The sequence below is a fragment of the Tenacibaculum sp. E3R01 genome, assembly GCF_003318185.1.
Lineage (GTDB): Bacteria > Bacteroidota > Bacteroidia > Flavobacteriales > Flavobacteriaceae > Polaribacter > Polaribacter halocynthiae.
The window spans coordinates 18448-43955 of record NZ_QOCC01000014.1 but is presented as its reverse complement, the minus strand read 5'-3'; the positions used below and the strand labels follow the sequence as shown (position 1 = coordinate 43955).

Here is a 25508-nt window from a genome sequence, read left to right as displayed (position 1 = left end):
ATAAGATAGAACTACCTGGATTTGTTCGTTTTTATGTAAATGACTTTTTAATTGTTCCAATAGTTTTATCTATATGTTTGTATGTTTTAAGATGGAGTAAAGGAAATGAAAAATATTGTATTCCTATTTGGGGTGTATTATACATTTCTTTATTTTATTCACTTGTATTCGAGTTTTTTTTACCACAAACTAACATAAGATATACATCGGATATTATAGATGTAGTTTTGTACTTTGTTAGTGGTTTTTTATTTTATCAACTTCAAAAAAAATATTCATGAGTTCACCCAATATTATTTCTAATAAAACTATCATAAGAGTAGGTAGAGCAATTGATTTTGTAGAAGAAAATTTAGATAGAAAACTTAATTTAGAAGAGGTAGCAAAAGCTGCTTATTTTTCTCCATATCACTTTCATAGACTTTTTAAAATTGTAACTAAAGAAACACTTAATGAGTTTGTTTTTAGAAAAAGAATAGAAAAAGCGGCTCATTTTTTATTACATCAAAAAGAAAAAACAATAACAGAAGTGTCTGAAAAAGTAGGATTTACTAGTTTATCGTCCTTTTCTAGAGGATTTAAAAAATTTTATGGAGTTTCCCCAGAAGAATTTAAGAAACAAAGTCCAAGTAAATTTAGCAAGATTTGTAAAACCAAAAGCAAAGATGGTCAAATAGAGGTAAGGTTTGAGCAATATATTTACAATATTAATAATGCTTTAAACTGGATTAAAATGAATGCAATAAAAACAGATGTGAAAACAGTACCTGATATGGAGTTGGCTTATATAGGCTATCAAGGAAAAATGGATTTAATAGGTAACGCTTATAATGAACTTATTAAATGGGCAACTCCAAGAGGACTAATGAATCAAGAAAATGTTAGAATGTTGACTATTTATCATGACAGTCCAAAAATAACTGATCCAAATAAGATTAGAATGAGTGCTTGTGTGGTGTTAAGTCAAAAAGTTACTTCAGATGGTCAAGTAAATTTGAAAACATTACCTGCTACAAAGTGTATTATTTCTCGTTTTGAAGTAACTTCAAAAGAGTTTCAACAAGCTTGGGAAAGTAGTTTTGTATGGATGAGTGAACAAGGGTATAGAAAATCAGAAAGAGATCCTTTTGAGATTTATTATAATAACGGGCAAGAGCATCCAAATGGGAAATGGATTGTAGATTTGTGTATTCCCGTTGAATAGATTGAGAATAAAATTTAAATGCCGTTATTTTAAAATAAAATAACGGCGTTTTTATATTTAGCAACAACCACTAGTTGGATCACAAGAAGATGTTTGTTTGTTTAAATCCGATAGGTTAACCTTAGGTTTCTTATTGGAAGTAATACCACATTGATCTTCAGCTAAACAAGCTGTTGCTTTATTAACTAGTAAAAAGTTTTTACTATTAAAGTCTAAAGCATATTTACCAATAGTATCACCTTGATATTCTACTTCAATTTCTAAATCTTCAATACCTAAAGTTTTTTCTGATAACTCAATAATGTGAGTTAATTTTTCTGGGTGCAAACGATGGTCATAATCATCCTTGTTCCAAAGTTGAAAATTAACAACTTCTTCTTTTCTAACAGTTCCTCCGCAATCAATAAAGTGTTTACTTACTTTACCTACTTCAGTAACATGAAAGTGAGAAGGAACAAGGCTACCATCAGGTAATTCAAACGCAATAGTTTCTAATTTTTGAAGATGTTTTTTTATTTCTGAAAGTTTCATAGTGTTATGATTTTCTATTAAATTATTATTGTTAACAGCAATTGTTATTTTTGTTTTCTTGTGAAAAAATACTTAATAATTTTTCTTGTATAATTGGCCAGTTTTCTTGATCAATACAATAGCAAACACTAGTACCTTCAATATTGCCTTTAATGATTCCTGTATTTTTCAGTTCCTTTAAATGCTGTGATATGGTAGGTTGAGCTAAGCCAATTTCGTTTACTAAATCCCCGCAAATACATGATTTTATTTTTAAAATATGTTGAATTATTGCTATTCGAGCTGGATGCCCTAAAACTTTAGCGATTTTTGCAATATCATTTTGCTCTTCTGTAAATATTTCAGATTTAGTAAGGCCCATTTAATTGATTATTATATTGCAATATTACGATTAATAATTGTGTTTTAAAATTTTTAATTAAAATAATTTTCTAAAAGTGTCGATGTTATCTTTTGCTTCAATAGTAATATTAGTTCCATCTTCTGTAAACCAAGCATGCGTGTCTCCAAGGTAGTTCATACCTAAATAATTTGCGCTTTCAATAAAAGGCATAGTAAAACCTTGCTTTAAGTCGTTAGCACCAGAGTTACTAATCATAGCCATGTTTTTACCTCTCATTTTACGTCCTAACTCTTTCTTATAATGTAAAAGGTCAGACATCCTATCAAAAAAATCTTTTAAAATACCACTCATACTGTACCAATATACTGGTGTAGCAAACACAATAGTGTCGTATTTATTAATAATATCTTCTAGTAAAGGGATAAAATCATCTTCTTTGTTTTTGAATTCGTAATCAAATGGGCCTATGTTTTTGGTTTTTAGGTCGATAATGTCAAAATTTTCATCCTTGTTTAAATAATTAATTACTGTATTAGTATTACCGTAACTTTTTGAACTTCCTTGAATTATAATAGTTTTTTTCATGTGTTAAGTTTTGAATGGTTAAAATTCAAGAATAAAAACGAAAAATAATAATAAGAGTAATTGAATTAATTGATAAAAACCAAGATAAAATCAATCATTAAACGCAGTAATTTTAGTACATTTATAGTATAATTACTATTTTTTTTATGAACGTAGAACACTATAAGGTTTCCAAAGAAATTAAATTAAGTACTTTAAGTACAAAAGAAGTAAAAAAAGATGCTAAAAAGGAGCTTAAAAAACTTCGAAAAAAAATTAGTGAATTACAGGATACTATGTATGCAGAAGGTAAATATGGTGTTTTGATATGTTTACAAGGAATGGATACTTCAGGAAAAGATAGTTTAATACGAGAAGTTTTTAAAGATGTTAATGCCCGAGGGGTAGAGGTACATAGTTTTAAAGTACCTACTGAATTGGAGTTAAAACATGATTTTTTATGGAGGCACTATATAGCACTTCCAGCTAAAGGAAAAATAGGTGTATTTAATCGTACTCATTATGAAAATGTATTGGTTACAAGAGTACACCCTGAGTATGTGTTTTCAGAAAGTATTCCTACGGTAAAGAATTTAGAAGATTTAAATGATGATTTTTACCATTCAAGAATGGATAGAATAAATCAATTTGAAAAGCATTTAGAAGAAAATGGAACTGTAGTTTTGAAATTCTTTTTAAATCTATCAAAAGATGAACAAAAGAATAGGTTATTACGACGTTTAAATATTCCGGAAAAGAATTGGAAATTTTCTGCAGGAGATTTAAAAGAACGTAAATTATGGGATAAATATCAGGAGTGTTATGAAGATGTTTTAAATAGAACATCAACAAATTATGCGCCTTGGTATGTTGTTCCTGCTGATGATAAACCAACTGCAAGGTATATTGTAGCAAAAGTTTTATTAGAAGAGCTACAACAATATAATTTTAAAGAGCCTACTTTATCACAAAAGGTGATAGATCAAATTGATGAATTTAAGGCACAATTAAATAACGAATAAATAAAAAGCTTTTATAAGCTTAACACAATAAAAATAAATGGAATTAAATTTAAAAAAACCAATTGTATTTTTCGATTTAGAAACTACAGGAATAAGTATTGCAACAGATAGAATTGTTGAAATATCAATATTAAAAGTTTTTCCAAATGGAAATAAAGAAAGTAAAACATGGTTGGTAAACCCAGAAATTGAAATACCAGAAGCATCAACCGCTATTCATGGAATTACAAATGAGAAAGTAGTTACTGAACCAACTTTTAAAGATTTATCTGTAAAAATTAACGAAATGATTGAAGGTTGTGATTTGGCAGGATTCAATTCTAACCGATTTGACATTCCTTTATTAGCTGAAGAGCTAATGAGAGTTGGAATTGATTTTGATATGACTAATAGAAAGGCTATTGATGTTCAAGTTATATTTCATAAAAAAGAACAAAGAACATTAAGTGCAGGGTATAAATTTTATTGTGGTAAAGATTTAGAAGGTGCTCATTCTGCTGAAGCTGATACCTTAGCAACCTATGAAATTTTATTAGCGCAACTAAGTAAATATGATGATATAGGAAACACTGTAGAAGAATTAAGTGAGTTTTCTTCTCATACACAACGTGCAGATTTTGCTGGTTTTATTTTATTCAATGACAACAAGCAAGAAATTTTTTCTTTTGGTAAATACAAAGGGCGTTTAGTAGAGGATGTGTTAAAAGAAAATCCTGGATATAATTCCTGGATACAAAATGCAGATTTTCCTTTATACACTAAAAAGGTTTTACGACAAATAAAAGAAAGAATGACTGCACCTGTTAAAACAATGTCTGATGATGAAAAATTAAAAGCATTACAGGCAAAGTTTAATATGAAGTAATTAATAATACCAAAGAAAATGTTTACAGAATATAAAAATTTACCTGACCATTCAAGAGTTTGGATATATCAAGCAGATAGAGAGTTTACTCAAGAAGAAATAGAATTAATAAGTGCTAAAGCTTTATTGTTTATTGATAATTGGACACGACACGGAGATGACTTAAAAGGATCGTTTACAATAAAATATAGTCAGTTTTTAGTACTAGCAGTTGACGAAGGTTTTAATAACGTTTCGGGATGTTCTATAGATTCTTCTGTACATTTTGTTCAAGAAATTGAAAAAGAATTAAATATTGATTTAATGGACAAAATGAATATTTCTTTTAAAGATGGAGAAAATATTAATATAGTTAAGTTGTCTGATTTTAAGAAGTTTGTAGACGATAAAAAAATAACTTCAAATACTATAGTATTCAATAATATGATAAATACAAAAGAAGATTTTGAAACAAAATGGGAAGTACCTGCAAACGAAAGTTGGCATAAACGATTTTTGGTATAACTATTGAGTTTAATAAAAGAGTATTTATAGTTGAAGTATGAAGAGAAAAGTAGTTTTATTTGTTTTAGTAATTATTGCAAACTTGGTAAATGGACAAGAATTAGATCCATTAGAATCAAAAAATAAAGAAGCACAAACCATTTGGGTAGATAGCATATTGAAATCAATGTCTATTGATGAAAAAATAGGGCAGCTATTTATGATTCAGGCGTATTCCAATAGAAACGATGAGCATGAGAAGTATATTAAAAATATGCTTACAAAATATCATGTTGGTAATTTGATTTTTATGCAAGGAACTCCTGAAAAACAAGTGTTACTAAATAACAAATATCAGGCTACAGCTAAAGTACCTTTATTGATAGGCTTTGATGGTGAATGGGGATTAGATATGCGTTTAAAAAAAGCGTATCGTTTTCCTTGGAATATGACCTTAGGAGCAATAACGGATAATAAGTTGCTAGAAGAAACAGGTAAAAGGATAGGAGAGCATTGTAAAAGAGTAGGTATTCATATAAATTTCGCACCAGTTGTTGATATAAATACAAATCCAAATAATCCTATTATTGGTAATCGTTCATTTGGAGAAAGTAAAGAAAACGTAACAGAAAAAGCAATAGCATTTACTAAAGGAATGCAAAGTGTTGGTGTGTTAGCAAATGCAAAGCATTTTCCTGGGCATGGTGATACAGCTACAGATTCGCATAAAACACTTCCAACTGTAAATTTTACAGAGCAACGTTTAGACTCTATTGAGTTATATCCGTATAAAAAGATGTTTAAAGCTGGTGTTTCTAGTGTTATGGTTGCTCATTTAAGCATGCCTCAATTAGAGCAAAATATTGAATTACCATCTTCGCTATCAAAAACAATAGTAACCGATTTATTACAAACTAAGTTAGGATTTAAGGGGTTAGTTATTACTGATGGCTTAAATATGAAAGGTGCAGCTAATTACAATACTCCAGCTTCAATAAATTTAGCTACTTTTTTAGCAGGGAATGATTTGTTGTTGATTCCTCAAGATATTCCAGGGACCATAAATTTATTTAAAGAAGCTATTTTAAAAAATGAGCTAACTGAAGAAAGAATTAACCATTCTGTAAGTAAAATTTTAAAGGCAAAATTTTTAGCTGGATTAGCTAATTATAAACCGATATCTATAGATAGTTTACAACAAGACTTGCATAGGCCAAAAGATAATGTTTTGCATAGGAGATTAATAAAAAAAGCAATTACTGTTGTAAAAAATGATACTGAAAATTTACCTATACAAAACCTTGAAACCAAAAAAATAGCATATGTTTCTTTAGGAAATGCAAAAGGAAATGACTTTTTTAAAATGCTTAAAAATTATGCTAAAGTTGATCAAGTTTCTGATAAACATTTAAGTGTTTTGAATCAAAAATTGAAAAAATACACAACAGTAATAGTAGGGTTTCATAAATCAAATAAACATCCATGGAAAGGGTATAAATTTACAAACAAAGAGTTAGTATGGCTACAAGAAATTTCTCGTAATAATAATGTAATATTAACTGTATTTGCGAGTCCTTATAGCTTGTTAAAGGTAAAGTCATTTACAAACATTAAAACGGTAGTAGTCTCTTATCAGAACAGTAAATTATCTCAAGAGTTAACAGCCCAAGCTTTATTTGGAGCTTTTAAAACACAAGGTAAATTACCAGTGAGTATTCATGATACTTTTAAAGTAGGTCAAGGGATTGTAGTAAATGATCTAGATGTTTTAGAGTATACTATTCCTGAAGAAGTAGGTGTTTCTTCTGAGAAGTTAAAGATTATTGACAAAAGAATAGATACTATTTTAAAGAAAAGAATGGCACCAGGTGGTCAAGTTTTAATAGCTCGAAATGGAAAAGTTTTTTACCATAAAAGTTTTGGTTACCATACACTTTCTAAAAAAAGAAAAGTAAAGAAAACCGATATATATGATTTAGCGTCGTTAACAAAAATATTAGCATCGTTACCTATGATTATGAAGGCTGAAGAAGATAAGAAAATTAGTCTTTTTTCTAGTTTAGGAGATGTATTGCCTAGGTATTCTAAGTCTAACAAAGATACATTATTGTTAAAAGAAATACTGTCTCATTATGGACGATTACGTTCTTGGATTCCTTTTTATTTAGAAACTAAAGATTCAATTACTGGTGAAAACTCATTACAATATTATAGAAAAAGAAAGTCTAAAGAGTTTAATATAAAAGTAGCAAAGAACTTATATTTAGCAAAAAGTTATAGAGATACAATATATAAGCATATTGTAGATTCAGAACAAAGAGAAAGGCCTGGATATAAGTATAGTGACTTAGGGTACTACATATTTAAAGAGATTATTGAAAGAAAATATAAGAGACCGTTAAATAAATTAGCAAATGAAATGTTTTATAGTTCTTTAGGGGCATATAGAATGACGTATTTACCACTTAAAAAGTTTAAAAAGAGCCAGATTGTACCTACGGAAAAAGATTCTTATTATAGAAATCAATTAGTGCATGGTTATGTTCATGATATGGGAGCAGCTATGTTAGGTGGTGTTGGTGGTCATGCAGGTTTATTTGCAAACGCTAATGATGTAGCTAAAATAATGCAAATGTACCTTCAGAAAGGAAGCTATGGGGGGAAGAAATATTTTGAAGAAGAAACAATTGAGAAGTTTAATAAAAGATATTATGCCCATAAAAAAGTAAGAAGAGGTTTAGGGTTTGATAAACCACAAATAAGACCTCAAGAAAAGCCAACTTGTGGATGTGTTTCTGATAAAAGTTTTGGACATAGTGGTTTTACAGGAACTTATACTTGGGCAGATCCTGAAAGTGGTATTTTGTATGTGTTTTTATCTAATAGGATATATCCAACAATGCGTAATAGAGGGCTTGTAAGAAGTAATATGCGTACAAAAATACAGCAAGATATACAAGACGCTATTCTGCATTAGTAGGGGATAGTTTTGCGTATGCAAGAATAATAAAGAAACTAATTATTAAATAAATTATTGCGATTTCTTTATTAAATATATAGTTAATAATTAAGCTTTGAAAAATATAAAAAAAAGGAAATAAGATAATATTAAAACCAAAACGAAACGTGTCTAAAAATTCAATTTCATTTACTTTTTTAGAAGCAATTTTCCATAATGTATATGGAATAATACTATTTAATATAACTAAGAAAAGTAATGGTTTTAAATAGTTAAATGTACTTTTTGAATTATCGTTAATATTATTAGTATAATCTAAATTATTTATTTTATGAATTTCTGTAAAATCAACATTAGCTTTATTTAATTTAGTAAGTGTTTTTTCATAATTAGCATCATCTGGAATATGAACAGTTAGTTGTTTAAGCTGTTCAAGAACCTCTTTTTTTAAGTTTTTAGTTACTTCAAACCTATTCACTTCGTTCATATATGAGTTGGTTTCAATAGGAATACCAAAACTTAAAGCAATTTTTGAGGGATATTTTGAAGAGTTTTGATAAGTAATACCAACTGGAACTACGTAAAGCTTTGTTTTTGGATGTTTATCAAGTGTTTGAAATATAATTCGAGTAAAACCTTTACTTAATGGCCTAATTGATCTTTTACGATTATGACTCCCTTCAGGAAAAATAAGAAGTGTTTTGTTTTTTGATAATAACTGCTCACACTTGTTAAAAATGGCTTCATTTTTTGATAATTGTTTGATACCGTCTCTAATTCTATAAACTGGCATCATTCCTAATAGATCAAAAAAATATGCAACAATAGGTTTTTTAAATACAGCAGCTCTTACTAAAAAGTGAGTTTTACGTTTAATATGTGTTGCAATTAATATTGGGTCTATTAACCCATTTGGATGATTAGCCGTAAATAAAACAGCTCCATCTTTGGGAATGTTTTGACTACCATTTATTTTTATTTTTTTAGAATAAAAAAATAAACCGGTTTTAATAAAAAATTTAAAAGTATAATATAAAATAGTACGCATTATGTTTTCTTTTTTCTTCCCCAGTAGGTAGCTAATAACATTCCTGAAAAGATGTCCCAAACTCCCCAAAAAGCAGCAAGTAAAGCCATTCCTCCAAGGCCATCAAAAAAACTAAAAATAAGTAACAATCCTAAGCCACCATTTTGTATTCCAGTTTCTATTGAAATTGTTTTACAATCTTTGGTCGACAATTTAAACAATTTAGCTGTTGAGTATCCAATGAAATAAGCAAATAGATTATGAAAAATTACTAAGAATAAAACTAAATGTATGTGGTTTTTAAAAATATTAGCATTGTCATATAATGCAATTATTATTAATAAGAGAAATACGGAAACTGAAAACGGTTTTAAAACAATGTTTATTTTTTTTGCCATTTCTTTGTGATAATAGTTAACCAGCATTCCTAACAAAAGAGGGATGCCTAAAATGAGTAAAACAAGTTTTGTTAATTCATAAGGGTTAAGGTTAACTGTTTTTAAAATAGCTTTAGTGGGAGGATATAAACTCCCCCATAAGTTTAAGTTAATAGGGGTAAAAGCAATACAGACTAAAGTAGCAAAAGCGGTTAAACTAATTGATAATGCAGTATTCCCTTTTGCCATTTTACTGAAAAAATTAGATACATTACCTCCTGGACATGCAGCTATTAATATCATTCCTAAAGCAAAACTAGGATGAGGTTTTATAATAATAACTAGTAAAAATGTAAATAAAGGTAATAAAATGAATTGTGATAGTATTCCTACTAAAATAATTTTCGGGTTCTTAAAAAGTCTTTTAAAATCGTTTATAGAGATGTCTAATGATACACCAAACATAATGATAGCTAATGCTATATTTAGCATCCAGAGTGCTTCTGTGTCAAAATTTATTTGAATAGAATCTATTTGAAAAAGTTTAATGTTTAAAAGCATACTCAATAATATTAGCTCCCATTTTTAAAGCTTTTTCTCTTGTTTCTTTTGGGTTGTTATGTACAGGAGAATCCTCCCAACCATCATTTAAGTCACTTTCATAGTCATAAAACAAAACCAACCTGCCATTATGAAATAGTCCAAAACCTTGTGGCTTTTTTTTGTTATGCTCATGTATTTTAGGAAGCCCTTTTGGAAAAGAAAAAGTTTGATTGTAAATAGGATGGTTTAAAGGTATTTCTTGTAATTCACTTGTAGGAAAAACTTTTTTTAACTCTCTTCTGATATATTTATCTAAGCCATAATTATCTGAAATATGCAAAAAACCACCAGATGTAAGATAGTTTCTTAAGGTTTCAGAATCTTCGCTATTAAAAAAGATATTACCATGACCAGTTATAAAAATTATAGGGTAATTAAATAAAGCATTATCATTTAAAGAAACTGTTTGCGGTTCTTTGTCAATTGATGTTTTTGTGTAGGTATTTGTGTAGGTAATCAAATTTGGTAAAGCTGTTGGATTTGCATACCAGTCACCACCACCTTGATATTTCAAAATTGCTATCTGTTGAGCGTTAACAAAAAATGAAAAAAAGAATAAATAAATAAATATGTTGCTTTTCACTAAAAGTATTTTAGTTCACAATATAATAAAACATAATTAAAAAACACCAGCTATAATAACTGGTGTTTTCTTTTTTCCCCTTAAGAAATTTAATATCATTAAAGCTTTCTATCTCAGAAATATAAAATTCAATTAATTTCACTACAATAATAATTGTTTTTTTTATTTGTAGAGTTCGAAAACGTCCAGAATGGGTGTTTTCGAACTAATTTTCGTGCTTTTTAAAAAATATTCATTGAATTAATTTAAATAAAAAACACCAACTATACATAGCTGGTGTTTAAGGTTTAAACCTTTTCTTTCTCATCGTTGAGGCTCTTAACTCAACAATATCTTTTAGAAATTATATTTAATAATAAAAAACCCCTTCAAAATTCTTGTATTTTAAATATTTATTTCTCTTAAATCAAATTTAGTGTATCTATTTATAAATTGAGTTCGAAAACGTCCAGATTAAGTGTTTTCGAACTAATTAAGTGTTAAAATCATCTTAAATAGCTAAAGAAGCTTTGTTTCGATAATTAAATGGAGTTAAACCTGTATGTTTTTTGAAAACGGTAAAAAAAGTTGATTTTGAATTAAATCCAGATTCAAGACCTATTGAGGCAATTGTATAATTTTGATATTCTGAATTAATTAATAAATTTTTAGCTTGCTCAATTCTCATTTCATTTAAATAATCAATAAAACTCTTGTTGGCTATTGTATTGATTATAAGAGATAATGTACTAGGGCTAAAGTCAAAATCTTCTGAAAGGTTTTGTAATGTATACTTTGTAAGTAAAAATTTTTTTTCTGCTCTTATGAAACTATCTATCTTGAAAAAATATTCTTTATATTTTTCAAGTTGTTCATTAGAAATCGCTGTTTCAGTTGAGTTTAAATTAACTTCCTGTTTTGTTTCTGAAATTATAGGGTATGTTAAAAGAACTTCCCTTAGGTGTTGTCTCTCTTTTAAAACTCTAAGTTGTCTAAGTCCTTGGTAACCTAACCAATAAATTAATACGGTTGTATATATTCTTAAAGGGTAATAAGAAAACATAAACCCTTTGAAATTCATACTTACTTTAATTACTAATGCAGTAATCCATAAGATGTAGCCAACTGATGAAAGTTTGAAAAAAGTATTAATCCATTTTAAATTATCGTATGATAATATTTTTGGAAATAATTTTTCTCTTCTGTAAAGAATATAGAACGAATAGATAAAAAGGCTAATAGATATTGAGAAACTAATTATTTCTTCAATTGAAGTATAGCGTTCGTAAATAAAATCTTGATGCTCATTTGAATTAACAGCACTATAATATAACACAAAACTAACTTGTGCAACTATTGAAGAGATGAAAAGAGGAATTATAAGTTTAAGTAAGTTATAAGTTTTAGAAGTTATTTTTAAATAATTAATTAAAAACATATACAAAAAAGGCATAGCTAAAAAATGCCAAGGTATTTGAATATAATCTAAAGCGAACTTATGTTGGAATAACTTGTTTTCTAGGGCCCATGACTGTATGTTGTTTAAAGAAATAGATAGGATAAGTAAATTTAAGTATAGCATACTTTTATCCTTGCCGTTTTTTGATGAAAACAGAATTATACTAAACGCAAACCCATGTAACGCGCTAATAAGTAAGAACAAATTAAAGAAATCTGATGTACTCAATGTTAATTTTTAATTGAGTTAAATATACAAAAAAGAATTATTGATGTAAAAAACTAATTTGTTGTACTGCTGTTAATCCAGCTGTTTCTGTTCTTAATCTTGTGTTACCTAGGGTTATAGGGATGAATTTTTGAGATAAAGATTTTTTAATTTCATCTATGGAAAAATCACCTTCAGGACCAATTAGTATTGTATAACTTGAAGCTAAATCTATACCGTCTTTTAAAGTATTCTTTTTAGCGTCATCCTCACAATGAGCTATAAATAATTGACTTGAAAGTTTTTGTTGAATAAATTCAGAAAATTTAACTGGCTCATTTAGTTTAGGTAATTTATACTGCAATGATTGTTTCATAGCAGCTTGTATTATTTTAGCTAACCTTTCAGTTTTTACAATTTTCCTTTCAGAATTTTTACAAATAATAGGTGTGATTTCATCAATACCAATTTCTGTAGCCTTTTCAAGAAACCACTCTAAACGGTCGTTGTTTTTTGTAGGAGCAATGGCAACATGGAGATAATAATTTCGTGAACTTTTTTTTTCTTCTTTTTTAATAATAGTTACAATACATTTTTTATCGCTGGCAATTACTATTTCTACAGTAAATAAATAGTGATTACCATTTGTTATGTAAAGTATATCACCTTCTTTTTTACGTAAAACACGAACTATATGTCTGCTCTCATCTTTATCAAAAGTGAATTGCTTTGTGTCTTCAGAAATATGTTGATTGTAAAATAACTGCATTATAAATTAATTCTATAGGTTCTTCTTCTTTTATGAGTTTCTGGATTAAAATCTTTCCAAATTTTATGAATAGCTTCGTTTTCTTCTAATTCAGGAGTTCGAATACAGTTTTCAATATTTCTATCTGAAAAAGTTTCACAATATTGGCTAAATAAAATAGCAGTAACACCTTTGTTTTGATAGTCAGGATGTACACCAATTAAATAAAAAGTAACATCTTTAGAGTTTTTTCTTGCGTTTAGTAAATGAAAAAGACCAAAAGGAAAGAGTTTACCTTTTGCTTTTTGAAGCGCTTCAGAAAAAGAGGGCATTACAATAGCAAAACCAACTAGTTTATGATTACTATCAATAACAAATTTTATATACTCAGGATTAATAAAACTGATGTATTTTTTTTTGAAATATGCTATTTGTTCATCAGAAATAGGAACGTAGGTTGAAAGTTTTGAATAGGTTTTACCAAATAAATCAAACATTTCATCTACATAAGGCATTATTTTTTTAGTAGAAGTGAAATTTAGTTGTTTTAAATTATATCGATTTTGAATTAAGTTACTTATTCTTTTATATTTTTTTGCATCAACATTTTTAAAAAGAAATTTATTTTCTAAATATTCTTTTTCTTTTTTAAAACCTAATTCTTCTAAATGCACTTTATAATAAGGATGGTTATACCATGTGATCATAGTACCAATATGATTAAAACCTTCTGTCAAAACACCTGTCTTGTCAAGATTATTAAAGCCAATTGGACCTTCTACGTATTCAAGCTTGTTTTTATATCCTATTTCTTTTACTTTATCTAATAAAGCTTTGCTAACATTGACATCATCAATAACATCATACCAACCAAATCGCATTTTTTTTAATCCTTGTTTCTCTACTTCATAAGTATTAATAATAGCTACAATTCGTCCAACTATTTTTTCGTTTTTTAATGCAATAAAAAATTGAGCATTAGCATGTTCAAAAACTGGGTTTTTTGTTTTATCAAAACTGGCTATTTCGTCATTTATTATTGGTGGTACCCAGTAAGGATTATCTTTATAAAGTGAAAAAGGAAATTTAACAAACTGTTTCATTTCCTTTTTAGTATTTATTTCTTTAATGGTAATCATATAAAGTGTATGATTTCTGTTTTTTAATTATCGTCTTCTTCTTTCTTTTTTTCTTTTTCTTCCTCTTTTTTTATTTCTTCTTCTAGTTCTTTTATTTCTTTTTCAAGTTTTAAACGTTCTTTAGCTTTACGTTCAGCTTCTTTTATTTTTTCCTTTTCCAGTTTTAAGCGTTCCTTTTCTTTACGTTTAATTTCTTTTTCTTTTTCTTTTTCTTGACGTCTCTTTTCTTTTTCTACCTTTTTTGCCGCCTTTTTTGCCGCTTTCTTTTCAGCTTTGCTAGCTTTCTTTTTATCCTTTTTGTCTTCTTTAGAAATAATATCGATTAACGATTTTTCTCGCTGTCTTCTAGGTTTTTCTGTTCTAATAGTAGAATTATCTTTATTAGGAGAAATATCTAAATCAACTTTTTGTTCTCGTTTTTTATCTTTTTTAAATAGTCTTTTAATCTTGCTAAATAACCTTCCAAAGAAACCTCTATTTTCATCATATTTTATTGGCTTATCTTCTTCTATTTTATTTCCAAATTCGTCAATTTCAGCAAAGGTATCAAAATGCCTGTCTAGCCTATATGAAACACCAATAGTTGAAGTAATACCTATTTCTTTTCTTTCAAAGTTAGCTCTTACAGAAGCATTAATTTGAAGATTTTTGTTAAATAAATAGGCAGCGCCACCTCCAATACTACTTTTATTTTCATATTTTTCAAAAACACCTTGCATTTCAGCAAAACCAGACCAATAATCATTAAAATTATAGGTACCAGTAACAACATATGAGTACTCAGAAAATTCAGTACCTATGTTGTTGTAAAATAAATTAGTAACTACATTTAATTTATCGGAAAATTCATTTTGAAGTAAAACACCAACTCTAGGGCTCATTCCACCTTTCTCGTGATAATCATTTAAAAAATTACCAAAACTAAGTCCAGCATAAACACCAACATGAGGAATCCATCGCTTATAATCAAAAGAATGTCTGGCTTTCCAACTTCTAATTTCTTTAGTTTTATCATCATATTTAGGTGCATATACCAAATATTTAGCACCAATAGTAAATTCACTTAAACCAGTTTTGTTATATGACGATTCAAAAATATTTTTAAATGCTATTTTATCATTAGATAAAGAGGTGTTTAAATTCAATTCAAGCTTTTCATTAATGAAACTTGTTCTAAAAAATAAATTTAAACCAATAGATTGAGGGTTACTAAATGTTGCAGTTATTGGAACCTTTCTATAAAAAAGACTTGATTCAAGTTGATAAACTCCAGAACCTACACTATATGGGCTTTCTGATAACCCAGGTCTATTTGAGTTTATAACAGTGGTGTACTGTGCTTGTACAAAGGTTGTTGTACAAAAAATAAAAAACAAAAAAAGCCTTTTTATCATGTTGTAAAAATCAAATTTAAGGAGTAATACAAACATACAGTAAAAATATGAATTACTCTATATTATAAGTTTTGTAAACTCTTAACGTTACCTTTTGTTTCAAATTGTTATTTTTGGGTAATTTTTTTGAATATTTTTATTTGTATGATAATACATCAAGCTGGACCTATGACTCTTTTACGAACTATTTTAATTATTCTTTTAGTTTATTATGCTATTAAGTTTTTAGCAAAACTATTTGGCCCATACTTATTAAAGAAAGCAGTTGATAAGGTTCAAAAAAAAGCACAACAGCAGTATGGTGAAAAACAAAGTTCTACTGTTAAAGAAGGTGAAACAATAATAGATAAAAAACCTAATAACTCTAAAGAAAGCAATAACTCAGTAGGAGAGTATGTTGATTTTGAAGAAATTGATTAATTATGAATTTTAAAAAGTTTTTACCTTACGTGATAGCTATTGTAGTTTTTACAATAGCTTCATTGATTTATTTTAATCCAGTTTTAAGCGGAAAACAAATTAAACAGAGTGATATTACTCAGTTTAAAGGGATGTCGAAGCAAGTTGTTGATTATAGAGTTGAAAATGGAGAAGAACCTTATTGGTTAGGAAATGCTTTTAGCGGTATGCCAGCTTTTCAGGTTAGTGCATATTATCCAAATGATTTTGTACGTTACCTTGATAAAGGATTACGTTTTTTACCTAGGCCTGCTGATTATTTATTCTTATATTTTTTAGGATTCTTCTTATTGTTAATTGCTTTAAAGGTTGACTGGAAACTTGCAATACTAGGTAGTTTGTCCTTTGGATTCTCAACTTATCTAATTATCATTTTTGGAGCTGGTCATAATGCCAAGGCTCATGCAATAGGGTATATGCCTATGGTAATTGCAGGAGTTTTATATTTATTTCAAAAAAGATATTTACTTGGTTTTGTGGTTACTTCTTTAGCAATGGCTTTAGAAATTTATGCAAACCATCCTCAAATGACATATTATCTTGGTTTTTGTTTATTAATTTTAGTTATTGTTGAAGGAATAGAGGCTGTAAAAACTAAAGAACTTTCTGTTTTTATTAAGCAGGTGTCAGTTTTAGTAGTAGCTGTAATTATTGGAATTAGTGTAAATGCTACACGATTGATGTCAATGAAGCAATATGCTGATTTTAGCACAAGAGGGAAATCTGAATTAACAATAAATCCAGATGGTACGCCGAAAGAAAAATCAACAGGGCTAGATAAAGAGTATATTACTGAATATAGTTATGGAATTGCAGAAACCTTCAACTTAATAATGCCTCGTTTCATGGGAGGTGGAACTTTTGAAAAGTTAGGTGAAAATTCTAATTTTTATCAAACTTTAGAAAGTAATGCAGGGAAAAGTGTAGCAAAAGAATATTCAAATCAAGTATTAACGTATTGGGGGAAACAGCCAATAGTAGAAGCTCCTGCTTATATTGGAGTTATACTTTTCTTTTTATTTTTTCTTGGGGTGTTTTTAGTAAGAGGCCGATTAAAGTACTGGTTAGTTTCTGCTACGATTTTTTCAATACTAATGAGTTGGGGTAAAAATTTTGAAGTATTAACTAACTTTTTTATTGATTATGTTCCTCTTTATAATAAATTTAGAGCAGTTTCTTCTATTCAAGTTATAGCTGAACTATGTGTTCCTTTATTAGGAGTTATAGCTTTAAAAGAGTTCTTTTCATCAAAAGTGTCTAGTGAAGAGAAAAAAGAAGCTCTTAAAAAAGCATTATATGTTATTGGTGGTTTGTTGTTGGTTTTTACTGTTTTTGGTTCAAGTTTATTTGCTTTTGAAGGTATTAGAGATGCACAATATCAACAGTTACCAGAATTAATAGATGCATTAAAATCTGATAGAAAATCAATGTTATTTATGGATGGTATTCGTTCACTTATATTAGTAACGTTATCAGCTGGATTATTATGGTTTTTATTAAAAAACAAACTAAAAGAAATACCTGTTATTATTGGATTAACAGTATTAATTCTTTTCGATTTAATCTCTGTAGATATAAATTATGTAAACAAAGAAGATTTTACAACTAAGCGAAAAGTGATAAAGCCATTTGTTGCTAGTAAAGCAAATAATGAGATTTTAAAAGATAAAAGTTATTATCGTGTAGCTAATTTTGCTACAAACCCTATGATGGATGGAAGGACTTCTTATTTTCATAATTCTATAGGTGGGTATCATGCAGCAAAAATGAAACGTTATCAAGAATTATTTGATTATCAAATAGCAAAAAATAATATGGAGGTGTTAAACATGTTAAACACGAAGTATTTTATTGCAGGAGAAGATAAGTTTCAAGAAAATCCTGAAGCAAACGGAAACGCATGGTTTGTGAATAATATTAAATTAGTGAATTCAGCTGATGAAGAGATTAAGGCATTAGATAATTTAAAAACAAATGAAGTAGCTGTGTTGAGAAAATCGAGTTTAGAGAATTCGAAAATAAACTTTCCACAGGAAAAAGATTCAACTGCTACAATTGCTCTAATTAAAAATGCTATAACTGAATTAGTTTATAAATCAACAACAAGAAAAGAGCAATTTGCTGTGTTTTCTGAGATTTATTACAAAGATGGTTGGAATGCGTATATTGATGGGGAATTGGTTCCACATTATAGAGTAAATTACGTTTTAAGAGGAATGTTAGTTCCAAAAGGAAATCACACTATTGAGTTTAAATTTGAGCCAAAAGTTATAAAAACAGGAAGCACGATTGCATTATTATCTTATGTATTGTTACTATTAGTTTCAATAGGTTGGTTTTTCTTAAATAGAAAAAAAGAAGAAAAGGCTTAATTCTCTAGATTTTTTAAAAAAGAAGATGGAGTTAATCCTGTTTGTTTTTTAAAGGCTCTAGAGAAAGCAGAAGCATTTGTATAACCAATTTCTTCTCCTAAAGCTTGTATTGAGTATTTCTTGTATTCAGTATTAGTTTTTAATTTTTCAATGATATAATTAATTCTTTTTTTAGTGTAAAACTGTTTAAAGGACTCTTTATAATGTTTGTTAAATACAAAAGAAATATATGTTGAATTTGTATTGATTTCTTCAGCGATTGACGAAACTGAAAAATCTGATTTTAAGAAAGTATTTGAACCATTAATTTTTTCTATAGCAGAGAGTATTTGGTTTTCAAGTTCTATATCAATATTATATTCTTTCTTAATTGTTTGTTTTTCTTGAGTTTTGCTATTAAGTTTATTAATAGCAGATATTTTCTTTTTATTTTCTTTTTTTAATTTTAAGTATCCTAACAGAAAAACTAGAATTACTATAAAGGAAAAAACAATGATTAGATAATTTTGGTTTCTATTACTTTGTTTTTTTATTTCTTTATTAAGTTTGATTACTCTATTAAAATCATTTTCATATAATAATTGAAATGTTTTTTCTTTGTTCTTTTTAGCTAATTCGTATTGAAGCATAGTTAGCTTAGAATATTTAAAAGCACTATCTATTTTTTTTAAATTATTATATTGATTAGATAAAATATCGTACAAAGCAATTAACGTACTGCGTCTACAAGTTGTTTTTTTATTATTTAAAAGCTTATTTGAATAAAAAATTGTAGAATCAGCATTTTTCAAATTGTAATAACAAATGGCTTTTTGAAAATATTCATAATGATTATAGTTATATCCATTATGTATATTTTTATAGTTGTTTATTGATTTTAAGGCATTAGAATATTCTTCTTTAGCTATTAAAATCTTTGTTTTTTTGAAGTTATATATTATCTCCGAATCTTTATGAGGAGGATTAAATTTTTTAGCTACATTATAACCTTTTTTATAATAAAAAGAGGCAGAATCTATATAATGTAAATTTTGATTTTTTTTACTTAAAGATAAATATACATTACCTATAGAGTTTAAAATGTTTGATTTAAATTTTAATGAATGATAGGCGCCTATTTTGTCTTTTCTATAAACTTTATCAATAAGTTGTAATGTAGGCTTTAGTATTCTAAGAGCTTCATCATAAAATCCTAATTCAGATTTAATAATTGCCAAATGATTTTTGAGAGATAGTTTATTAGTATGATAAAACTTATCTTTTAAAACTAAACTATTTAGAACTTTTTCCTGTTCCATTAAATAATTATAAGCAATATTATACTCTCCTAACTTTTTCTTTAACCAAAATAAACGAGTATATATTGAGATTTTAATTGCTTTAAAACAGAAATCTTCATTGTTTTTAATTTTAAGGAGTACCTCTTTGCAAATCAATTCTGTTTTCTTGTAATTTCTATTTAGATAAGCCAGTTTAGCTTCATAAGTATAAGCTTGATATAAGCTACATTCATTATTTAAGTTTTTTAATTTACGTATGTAATATTTTATACTGTCTTGATTTCTATTAATAAAGAAAAGACATTTTTTATTGTATAAACTTATTGAGTCACTAGAATTAAAATTAGTTTTAGTTTGAGAAAAAGAGAAGAGGGTTAAAAATAATAAAATAAAAAATATAGATTTCCTCATAAAGCGCAACTAGTAATGATTATAGGTGTTTGCTTTTTATAAAAAGCGAGATTTATAAGCAAATATAAATTAATTTAGAGTGTGCTTTTTATAAAAAAAGGAATATGTTTTTTTTTTGAATTAAAAATGATTGATATGTTTGTTATATGAATGTCCGAACATTTAGGGAAGATTGAAAGAAAAAGTAGTACTATGTTTTTATTAAGAAATCAAAATGTATAATAAACGTTTTGATTTTTTTTATTTAAAGTCTTAATAGTTTTTTCCAGTAAAACTAAAATAGTGATACATTTGCTTAAAAATAGATAAATGTATAATCAACTTCCAATTAAAAGATACGCACATACTATTAAATTTTTACAAAAAAATATACCTGCTCCTGCTGTAATTCTAGATTTAGGGGTTAGAAATCCATTTAGCGAAGTTATGGAAAAACATGGTTATACTGTTTTCAATACTAATGGAGAAGATCTTGATTTAATGCCCGAGTTGGTAAAAAAACATAAGGTAGATGCAGTAACAGCTTTCGAGATATTTGAACATTTATTGGCGCCATTTAATGTGTTAAGAGAGATAGAAGCGACTAAAATAATAACTACTGTTCCATTAAGGTTGTGGTTTAAAGAAGCTTATAGAAGTAGAACAGATATGTGGGATAGGCATTATCATGAATTTGAAGATTGGCAATACGATTGGCTACTTGAAAAATCTGGATGGAATATTGTTCAAACAGAAAAATGGACAAGTCCGATTAATAAAATAGGAATTAGACCAATTTTAAGAAAATTTACTCCAAGGTATTATGCTGTTTATGCTGAAAAAAATAACTAAATGAAAAAAAACATTTTATTAATAGTAGGTACACGTCCTAATTTTGTTAAAATTACACAATTCAAAAGAATAGCTAAAAAGTATCAAAATATCGATTTAAAAATAGTTCATACTGGGCAACATTATGACGAAAAAATGTCAGACGTGTTTCTGAAACAATTTAATATTGAAGTTGATTTTTTTTTAAATGTTAAAGGTACTACTCCAAATAGTTTAATTGGAGAGATAATGATTGAATTAGAAAAAGTAATTGAAGCTTTTAAACCAGACTTATTACTTTCAGTAGGAGATGTTAATTCAACTCTTGCTGCTTCTATAACAGCAAATAAGTTAAATGTTAAGTTAGGTCATATTGAAAGTGGACTCAGAAGTTTAGATAGACGGATGCCAGAAGAGATTAATAGGATATTAACCGATGAGATTTCTGATATTTGTTTTGTAACTGAAGAAAGTGGAATTACAAACTTAAAGGAAATAGGTAAAACTGACTCTCAAATAGCTTTTGTAGGTAATACAATGATAGATACATTAGTTTATTTTGAAAAAGAAATTGAAAATTCAAATATATTAAAAGAGATTGGGAGCGAAAGCTATGTGTTAATTACAATGCATAGACCTAGAAATGTAGATGGAAAAGAGGCTCTTCATAAGATTATTGATTTATTAAAAAGTGTAACAAAGAAATGTAGTATAGTTTTTTCTTTACACCCAAGAACAAAAAGTAGTTTTATAAAAAATGATTTGTATGATAAGCTTTCTAAAATTGAAAAATTAAAAATTATTCCTCCACAAAATTATTTTGCATTTCAAAAATTAATAAAGTATTCTCTTTGTGTTATTACTGATAGTGGAGGTATTCAAGAAGAAACTACTTTTCAACAAATTCCATGTATAACTCTTAGAGAAAATACAGAACGTCCAATAACAATAACTAAAGGGACAAACGTATTAATGTCTTTTGATAATGAAAAAATATTAGTTCTTTTAGAAAAGATAAAAGATAAAAAAAATAAAAAAGGTGTAGTTCCTGAATTATGGGACGGAAAAGCTACAGAGAGAATTTTGGAAAAATGTATTAATTTTTTAATATGAGTTATATAGGAATGGTAGTCGATGCTTCTTACCCTAATGATATAAGAGTAAGAAAAGAAGCTGATGCATTAGTAGCAGCTGATAAGAAAGTCATTGTTATATGCCCTCATAGGAAAAATGAAGTGCAAATTGAAACGATTAATGGAGTAACAGTTTATAGAATAGGAAAGAATTATTCAAATTTTAAAAAAGGAATTTTAGATATATTTGAAAGTGTTTTTAATGTTAATCCTTTTTTTTATTTTGGAATAAAAAAAGCGTTGATAAAATATAAAATTGAATATTTACATATTCATGATTTACCTTTAGCAGGAACAGGATATTTATTCAAATCAAGAGTTAAAGAAATAGTTTTAGATTTACATGAAAATTATCCGGAGGCATTAAAAACATGGTTTTCATGGAAAAAAAATCATTTAATTAAATTTAAAAATTTCCTTTTTATGAACCCTAAATTATGGTCAAAAAAAGAAAGGAAATATTGTCTTAAATATAAAAATATAATATGTGTAGTAGAGGAGATGAAGCAAAAGCTAGTATCAAATTTTGATATTGACCCTAGTAAATTAATTGTAATTTCAAATCAAGAAAAGAAAGAGTTTGCTTTAAATTTTAAAAATGAGGTACTTCAAAATGTTATAAACCCTGATAGTTTTTCTATAACTTATGTAGGTGGTTTTGGACCACATAGAGGACTTGATACAGCAATAAAAGCTATGCCAGAAATTGTAAAATCAATTAAAAATGCTAAGCTTTTTTTAATAGGAAAAGGGAGTACAGATGTTGAGGAGCAATTAAAAAATATTGTGAAAGAAAATCAAATGGAGAAGTATGTTGATTTTGTTGGATATCGACCATTTACTGAAGTCTCAACTATAATGAAAAAGTCTACAGTAAATATAATACCTCATAAAGCTAATGAACATACAAATAATACAATTCCTCATAAATTATTTCAAATAATGATGAGTAAAAGTTTATTATTGGTAAGTTCATGTAAGCCATTAAAAAGAATTGTTGAAAAATATGATTCTGGTCTTGTTTTTAAAGCTGATGATTTTAATGATTTTACTAAAAAAATTTTAATGATTTATAAAAATAAAAAGTTATTAGAGATTAAAACAGAAAACGCTTATAAAGCTGTAATGGATGAAGGTGAAAACTGGGATGAAGAAAGTATAAAGCTAGTTAAATTCTATAATAATTTATAAATTGAAAGTTTTAATAGTAACATATTATTGGGTGCCAGCTGGAGGTTCAGGTGTGCAACGTTGGCTTAAATTTGTAAAGTATTTAAGAAGCTTTGGGATTGAGCCTGTTATATATACTGTTGAAAATCCTAACTATCCACTTGTAGATACTTCTTTATGTATTGATATTCCTGAAAATATAGAGATTATTAAAAGTCCTATTTTGGAACCTAATAATTTACTATCAAGATTTAAGAAAAAAGGATCTAAAACTAGCGCAGGATTTTTAAATCCTAATCCCACTTTTTTTGGTAAAATATTACAATATATAAGAGCAAATTACTTTATACCTGATGCTAGGAAGTTTTGGGTTAAGCCGTCAGTTAAAAAACTTAAAAACTATTTAAAAGAAAATACTGTAGATATACTTATAACTACTGGGCCTCCTCATAGTATGCATTTAATAGGTTTACAGTTAAAGAAAGAATTAGGAATAAAGTGGGTAGCTGATTTTAGAGATCCTTGGACAGATATAGATTATTTTCATCAATTACCATTAACTAAAAAATCAATAAAAAAGCACCATAAATTAGAAAAAGAGGTTTTAAAAAAAGCTGATGCAACTTTAGTTATTGGCAAAACTATGAAAGAAAATTATTGTGACTATTCTAATAAAATTTATGTAGTAACGAATGGATATGATAATGAAGAAGACCAAAAAGAAAAGATTAATCTAGATGAAACATTTTCTATAACTCATATAGGATTAATGAATGCCGATAGGAATCCTAAAATTTTATGGGAAGTATTAGATGAAATTTGTAAAGAAAATGTTCAGTTTTCAAATGATTTAGAAATAAAACTAATAGGTAAAGTAGCCAAAGAAATTGATGAAACTTTAGAGAAATATTCCTTTAAGGGTGTGAAAAAAATTAATTATGTTCCACATAATGAAGTGTTGAACTATCAAAAAAAATCACAAATTTTATTATTAGCTGTAAATAACGTACCAAGTGCAAAAGGTATTATAACAGGTAAAATTTTTGAATATTTACAAGCAAAACGACCTATATTAGCAATTGGACCAGAAAATGGTGATTTAGCAGAAATTTTAAATGTTACTAATTCAGGCGACATAGTAAGTTTTGATAATAAAAGAAAGTTAAAAATAATAATAACTAATCTGTATAATAGTTATAAAGCCCAAAATTTAACTGTTGATTCAAAAGATATTGGTAAATTTCATAGACAAGAATTGACAAGGCAATTAACAGAAATACTTAAAGAAATTAATAATTCTTGAAAAAAATAGTAACCATATTAGGAGCAAGACCACAGTTTGTAAAAGGAGCTGTGTTAAGTAGAATTATAGTTGAACATAATGATTTTCAGGAAATCATAGTTCACACAGGTCAGCATTATGATGTTAATATGAGTGCTGTTTTTTTTGATGAAATGAAAATCCCAAAACCTAAATATAATTTAAATATTAATGGACTAAATCATGGGGCTATGACTGGTCAAATGATGGAAAAAATAGAAGAGGTTTTATACAAAGAACAACCAGACGCAGTAATTGTTTATGGAGACACTAATTCAACTTTAGCAGGGGCTTTAACTGCTAAAAAAATGAATATTAAGATTGTGCATATTGAAGCTGGTTTACGGTCATTTAATATGGAAATGCCAGAGGAAGTGAATAGAATAGTAACTGACAGGATTGCAGATTTGTTGAGTTGCCCAACTAATAGTTCTTTAAAAAACTTAAAAATTGAAGGGTTTGATAGTTTACCGATTAAAATTGAAAAGCATGGTGATATTATGAAAGATGCTGTTGAGTTTTATAGTAAGCTTTCAGAAGAGAAATCGACTATAATTAACAGATTAAAATTAGCTGAAAACAATTTTGTTTTAGCAACTATTCATAGACAAGAAAATACAGATTCAAAAAAATCACTTGAAAGTATTTTTAAAGCTTTAGAAGAGATAAATAAAAATACTCCAGTAATTTTACCATTGCACCCAAGAACAGCACTTAAATTAAAAGAATTCGAAATAGAATCTAAAATTACCTTAATAGAGCCTATAGGGTATTTTGATATGTTGGAGTTATTAAAAAATTGTACTATGGTTATAACTGATAGTGGAGGATTACAAAAAGAAGCTTTCTTTAATAAAAAACATTGTGTAATAGCTCGAACAGAAACTGAATGGGTAGAATTAGTTGATAATGATTATGCGTTAATTACAGGATTCGAAAAGAAAAAAATAATAGAAGCTTTCAACTATTTTTTAACTTCAACTAAGTTGTTTGATAAAGAATTGTATGGTGTTAATGTTGGAGAGAAAATTTATACATCAATAAAAAAACTAATTCAAGTATAAT

At 27.4% G+C, this 25508-nt stretch carries 23 protein-coding genes; 12 read left to right on the top strand and 11 right to left on the bottom strand.

Annotated features, from left to right (window positions below):
* Nucleotides 1-277: 277 nt before the first annotated feature.
* Complete coding sequence (locus tag DS884_RS03055) at nt 278-1204, top strand: GyrI-like domain-containing protein (protein ID WP_113785741.1); 927 nt, start codon at nt 278-280, stop codon at nt 1202-1204.
* A gap of 57 nt (nt 1205-1261) precedes the next feature.
* Here DS884_RS03055 and DS884_RS03050 read toward each other — a convergent pair whose 3' ends face one another.
* The 3 genes from DS884_RS03050 to DS884_RS03040 are packed head-to-tail and all read right to left on the bottom strand — an operon-like array spanning nt 1262 to nt 2663.
* Nucleotides 1262-1735, bottom strand: a complete 474-nt coding sequence (locus tag DS884_RS03050) for a DUF6428 family protein (protein ID WP_113785740.1) — start codon at nt 1733-1735, stop codon at nt 1262-1264.
* Between the two features lie 31 nt (nt 1736-1766).
* Nucleotides 1767-2096: an ArsR/SmtB family transcription factor gene (locus DS884_RS03045; RefSeq protein ID WP_093870695.1), complete on the bottom strand. Its 330-nt coding sequence runs from the start codon at nt 2094-2096 to the stop codon at nt 1767-1769.
* 57 nt (nt 2097-2153) lie between these two features.
* Nucleotides 2154-2663, bottom strand: a complete 510-nt coding sequence (locus DS884_RS03040; RefSeq protein ID WP_093870696.1) for a flavodoxin family protein — start codon at nt 2661-2663, stop codon at nt 2154-2156.
* Between the two features lie 146 nt (nt 2664-2809).
* Here DS884_RS03040 and DS884_RS03035 point away from each other — a divergent pair, with 146 nt between their 5' ends.
* The 4 genes from DS884_RS03035 to DS884_RS03020 are packed head-to-tail and all read left to right on the top strand — an operon-like array spanning nt 2810 to nt 7989.
* Nucleotides 2810-3664: a PPK2 family polyphosphate kinase gene (locus DS884_RS03035; RefSeq protein WP_113785739.1), complete on the top strand. Its 855-nt coding sequence runs from the start codon at nt 2810-2812 to the stop codon at nt 3662-3664.
* A gap of 37 nt (nt 3665-3701) precedes the next feature.
* Nucleotides 3702-4529 carry a 3'-5' exonuclease gene (locus DS884_RS03030; RefSeq protein ID WP_113785738.1) on the top strand — a complete coding sequence of 276 codons (828 nt, stop codon included), beginning with the start codon at nt 3702-3704 and terminating at the stop codon, nt 4527-4529.
* Between the two features lie 18 nt (nt 4530-4547).
* The gene (locus DS884_RS03025; protein ID WP_113785737.1) at nt 4548-5033 is read left to right on the top strand and encodes an ABC transporter ATPase; all 486 of its coding nucleotides are present in this window, start codon (nt 4548-4550) and stop codon (nt 5031-5033) included.
* A gap of 37 nt (nt 5034-5070) precedes the next feature.
* The gene (locus tag DS884_RS03020; protein ID WP_113785736.1) at nt 5071-7989 is read left to right on the top strand and encodes a glycoside hydrolase family 3 N-terminal domain-containing protein; all 2919 of its coding nucleotides are present in this window, start codon (nt 5071-5073) and stop codon (nt 7987-7989) included.
* Here DS884_RS03020 and DS884_RS03015 read toward each other — a convergent pair.
* From DS884_RS03015 to DS884_RS18380, 7 genes are all read right to left on the bottom strand, one after another.
* Entirely contained in the window at nt 7976-9019 is a 1044-nt protein-coding gene (locus tag DS884_RS03015; RefSeq protein ID WP_113785735.1) for a lysophospholipid acyltransferase family protein, read from the bottom strand. The genes DS884_RS03020 and DS884_RS03015 overlap by 14 nt on opposite strands.
* Nucleotides 9019-9936 carry a bile acid:sodium symporter family protein gene (locus DS884_RS03010; RefSeq protein ID WP_113785734.1) on the bottom strand — a complete coding sequence of 306 codons (918 nt, stop codon included), beginning with the start codon at nt 9934-9936 and terminating at the stop codon, nt 9019-9021. Before DS884_RS03010 ends, DS884_RS03015 begins: the two co-directional genes overlap by 1 nt.
* A complete protein-coding gene (locus DS884_RS03005) occupies nt 9920-10561 on the bottom strand; it encodes a DUF4159 domain-containing protein (RefSeq protein WP_113785733.1) in 642 nt (213 codons plus the stop codon). The genes DS884_RS03010 and DS884_RS03005 overlap by 17 nt, the downstream gene beginning before the upstream one ends.
* 490 nt (nt 10562-11051) lie before the next feature.
* Nucleotides 11052-12122 carry a helix-turn-helix domain-containing protein gene (locus DS884_RS03000; RefSeq protein WP_113785732.1) on the bottom strand — a complete coding sequence of 357 codons (1071 nt, stop codon included), beginning with the start codon at nt 12120-12122 and terminating at the stop codon, nt 11052-11054.
* 142 nt (nt 12123-12264) lie between these two features.
* Nucleotides 12265-12975, bottom strand: a complete 711-nt coding sequence (locus tag DS884_RS02995) for a 16S rRNA (uracil(1498)-N(3))-methyltransferase (protein WP_113785731.1) — start codon at nt 12973-12975, stop codon at nt 12265-12267.
* On the bottom strand, nt 12975-14093 hold the full coding sequence (locus DS884_RS02990) for a GNAT family N-acetyltransferase (RefSeq protein ID WP_113785730.1): 1119 nt from the start codon (nt 14091-14093) through the stop codon (nt 12975-12977). Before DS884_RS02990 ends, DS884_RS02995 begins: the two co-directional genes overlap by 1 nt.
* Nucleotides 14094-14116: 23 nt before the next feature.
* A complete protein-coding gene (locus DS884_RS18380; RefSeq protein WP_158530812.1) occupies nt 14117-15487 on the bottom strand; it encodes a transporter in 1371 nt (456 codons plus the stop codon).
* A gap of 144 nt (nt 15488-15631) precedes the next feature.
* Here DS884_RS18380 and DS884_RS02980 point away from each other — a divergent pair, with 144 nt between their 5' ends.
* Nucleotides 15632-15907, top strand: coding sequence for a DUF4834 family protein (locus DS884_RS02980; protein ID WP_233487098.1), 276 nt, complete (start codon nt 15632-15634; stop codon nt 15905-15907).
* A 2-nt stretch (nt 15908-15909) separates the two neighbouring features.
* The gene (locus DS884_RS02975; protein WP_113785729.1) at nt 15910-18318 is read left to right on the top strand and encodes a YfhO family protein; all 2409 of its coding nucleotides are present in this window, start codon (nt 15910-15912) and stop codon (nt 18316-18318) included.
* Here DS884_RS02975 and DS884_RS02970 read toward each other — a convergent pair.
* The gene (locus DS884_RS02970; RefSeq protein WP_113785728.1) at nt 18315-20009 is read right to left on the bottom strand and encodes an AraC family transcriptional regulator; all 1695 of its coding nucleotides are present in this window, start codon (nt 20007-20009) and stop codon (nt 18315-18317) included. The genes DS884_RS02975 and DS884_RS02970 overlap by 4 nt on opposite strands.
* 309 nt (nt 20010-20318) lie before the next feature.
* On the opposite strand from DS884_RS02970, the gene DS884_RS02965 reads away from it, so the two are divergent.
* Genes DS884_RS02965 through wecB (DS884_RS02945) form a run of 5 tightly spaced genes read left to right on the top strand, consistent with a single transcriptional unit; the run spans nt 20319 to nt 25507 of the window.
* Entirely contained in the window at nt 20319-20840 is a 522-nt protein-coding gene (locus DS884_RS02965; protein WP_113785727.1) for a methyltransferase, read from the top strand.
* The gene (gene wecB, locus DS884_RS02960) at nt 20841-21932 is read left to right on the top strand and encodes a non-hydrolyzing UDP-N-acetylglucosamine 2-epimerase (protein WP_093870710.1); all 1092 of its coding nucleotides are present in this window, start codon (nt 20841-20843) and stop codon (nt 21930-21932) included.
* Nucleotides 21929-23143, top strand: coding sequence for a glycosyltransferase (locus tag DS884_RS02955; RefSeq protein WP_113785726.1), 1215 nt, complete (start codon nt 21929-21931; stop codon nt 23141-23143). Before wecB (DS884_RS02960) ends, DS884_RS02955 begins: the two co-directional genes overlap by 4 nt.
* A 1-nt stretch (nt 23144) precedes the next feature.
* The gene (locus tag DS884_RS02950) at nt 23145-24425 is read left to right on the top strand and encodes a glycosyltransferase family 4 protein (RefSeq protein WP_199488179.1); all 1281 of its coding nucleotides are present in this window, start codon (nt 23145-23147) and stop codon (nt 24423-24425) included.
* Nucleotides 24422-25507, top strand: a complete 1086-nt coding sequence (gene wecB, locus DS884_RS02945) for a non-hydrolyzing UDP-N-acetylglucosamine 2-epimerase (protein WP_113785724.1) — start codon at nt 24422-24424, stop codon at nt 25505-25507. The genes DS884_RS02950 and wecB (DS884_RS02945) overlap by 4 nt, the downstream gene beginning before the upstream one ends.
* Nucleotide 25508 lies beyond the last annotated feature (1 nt).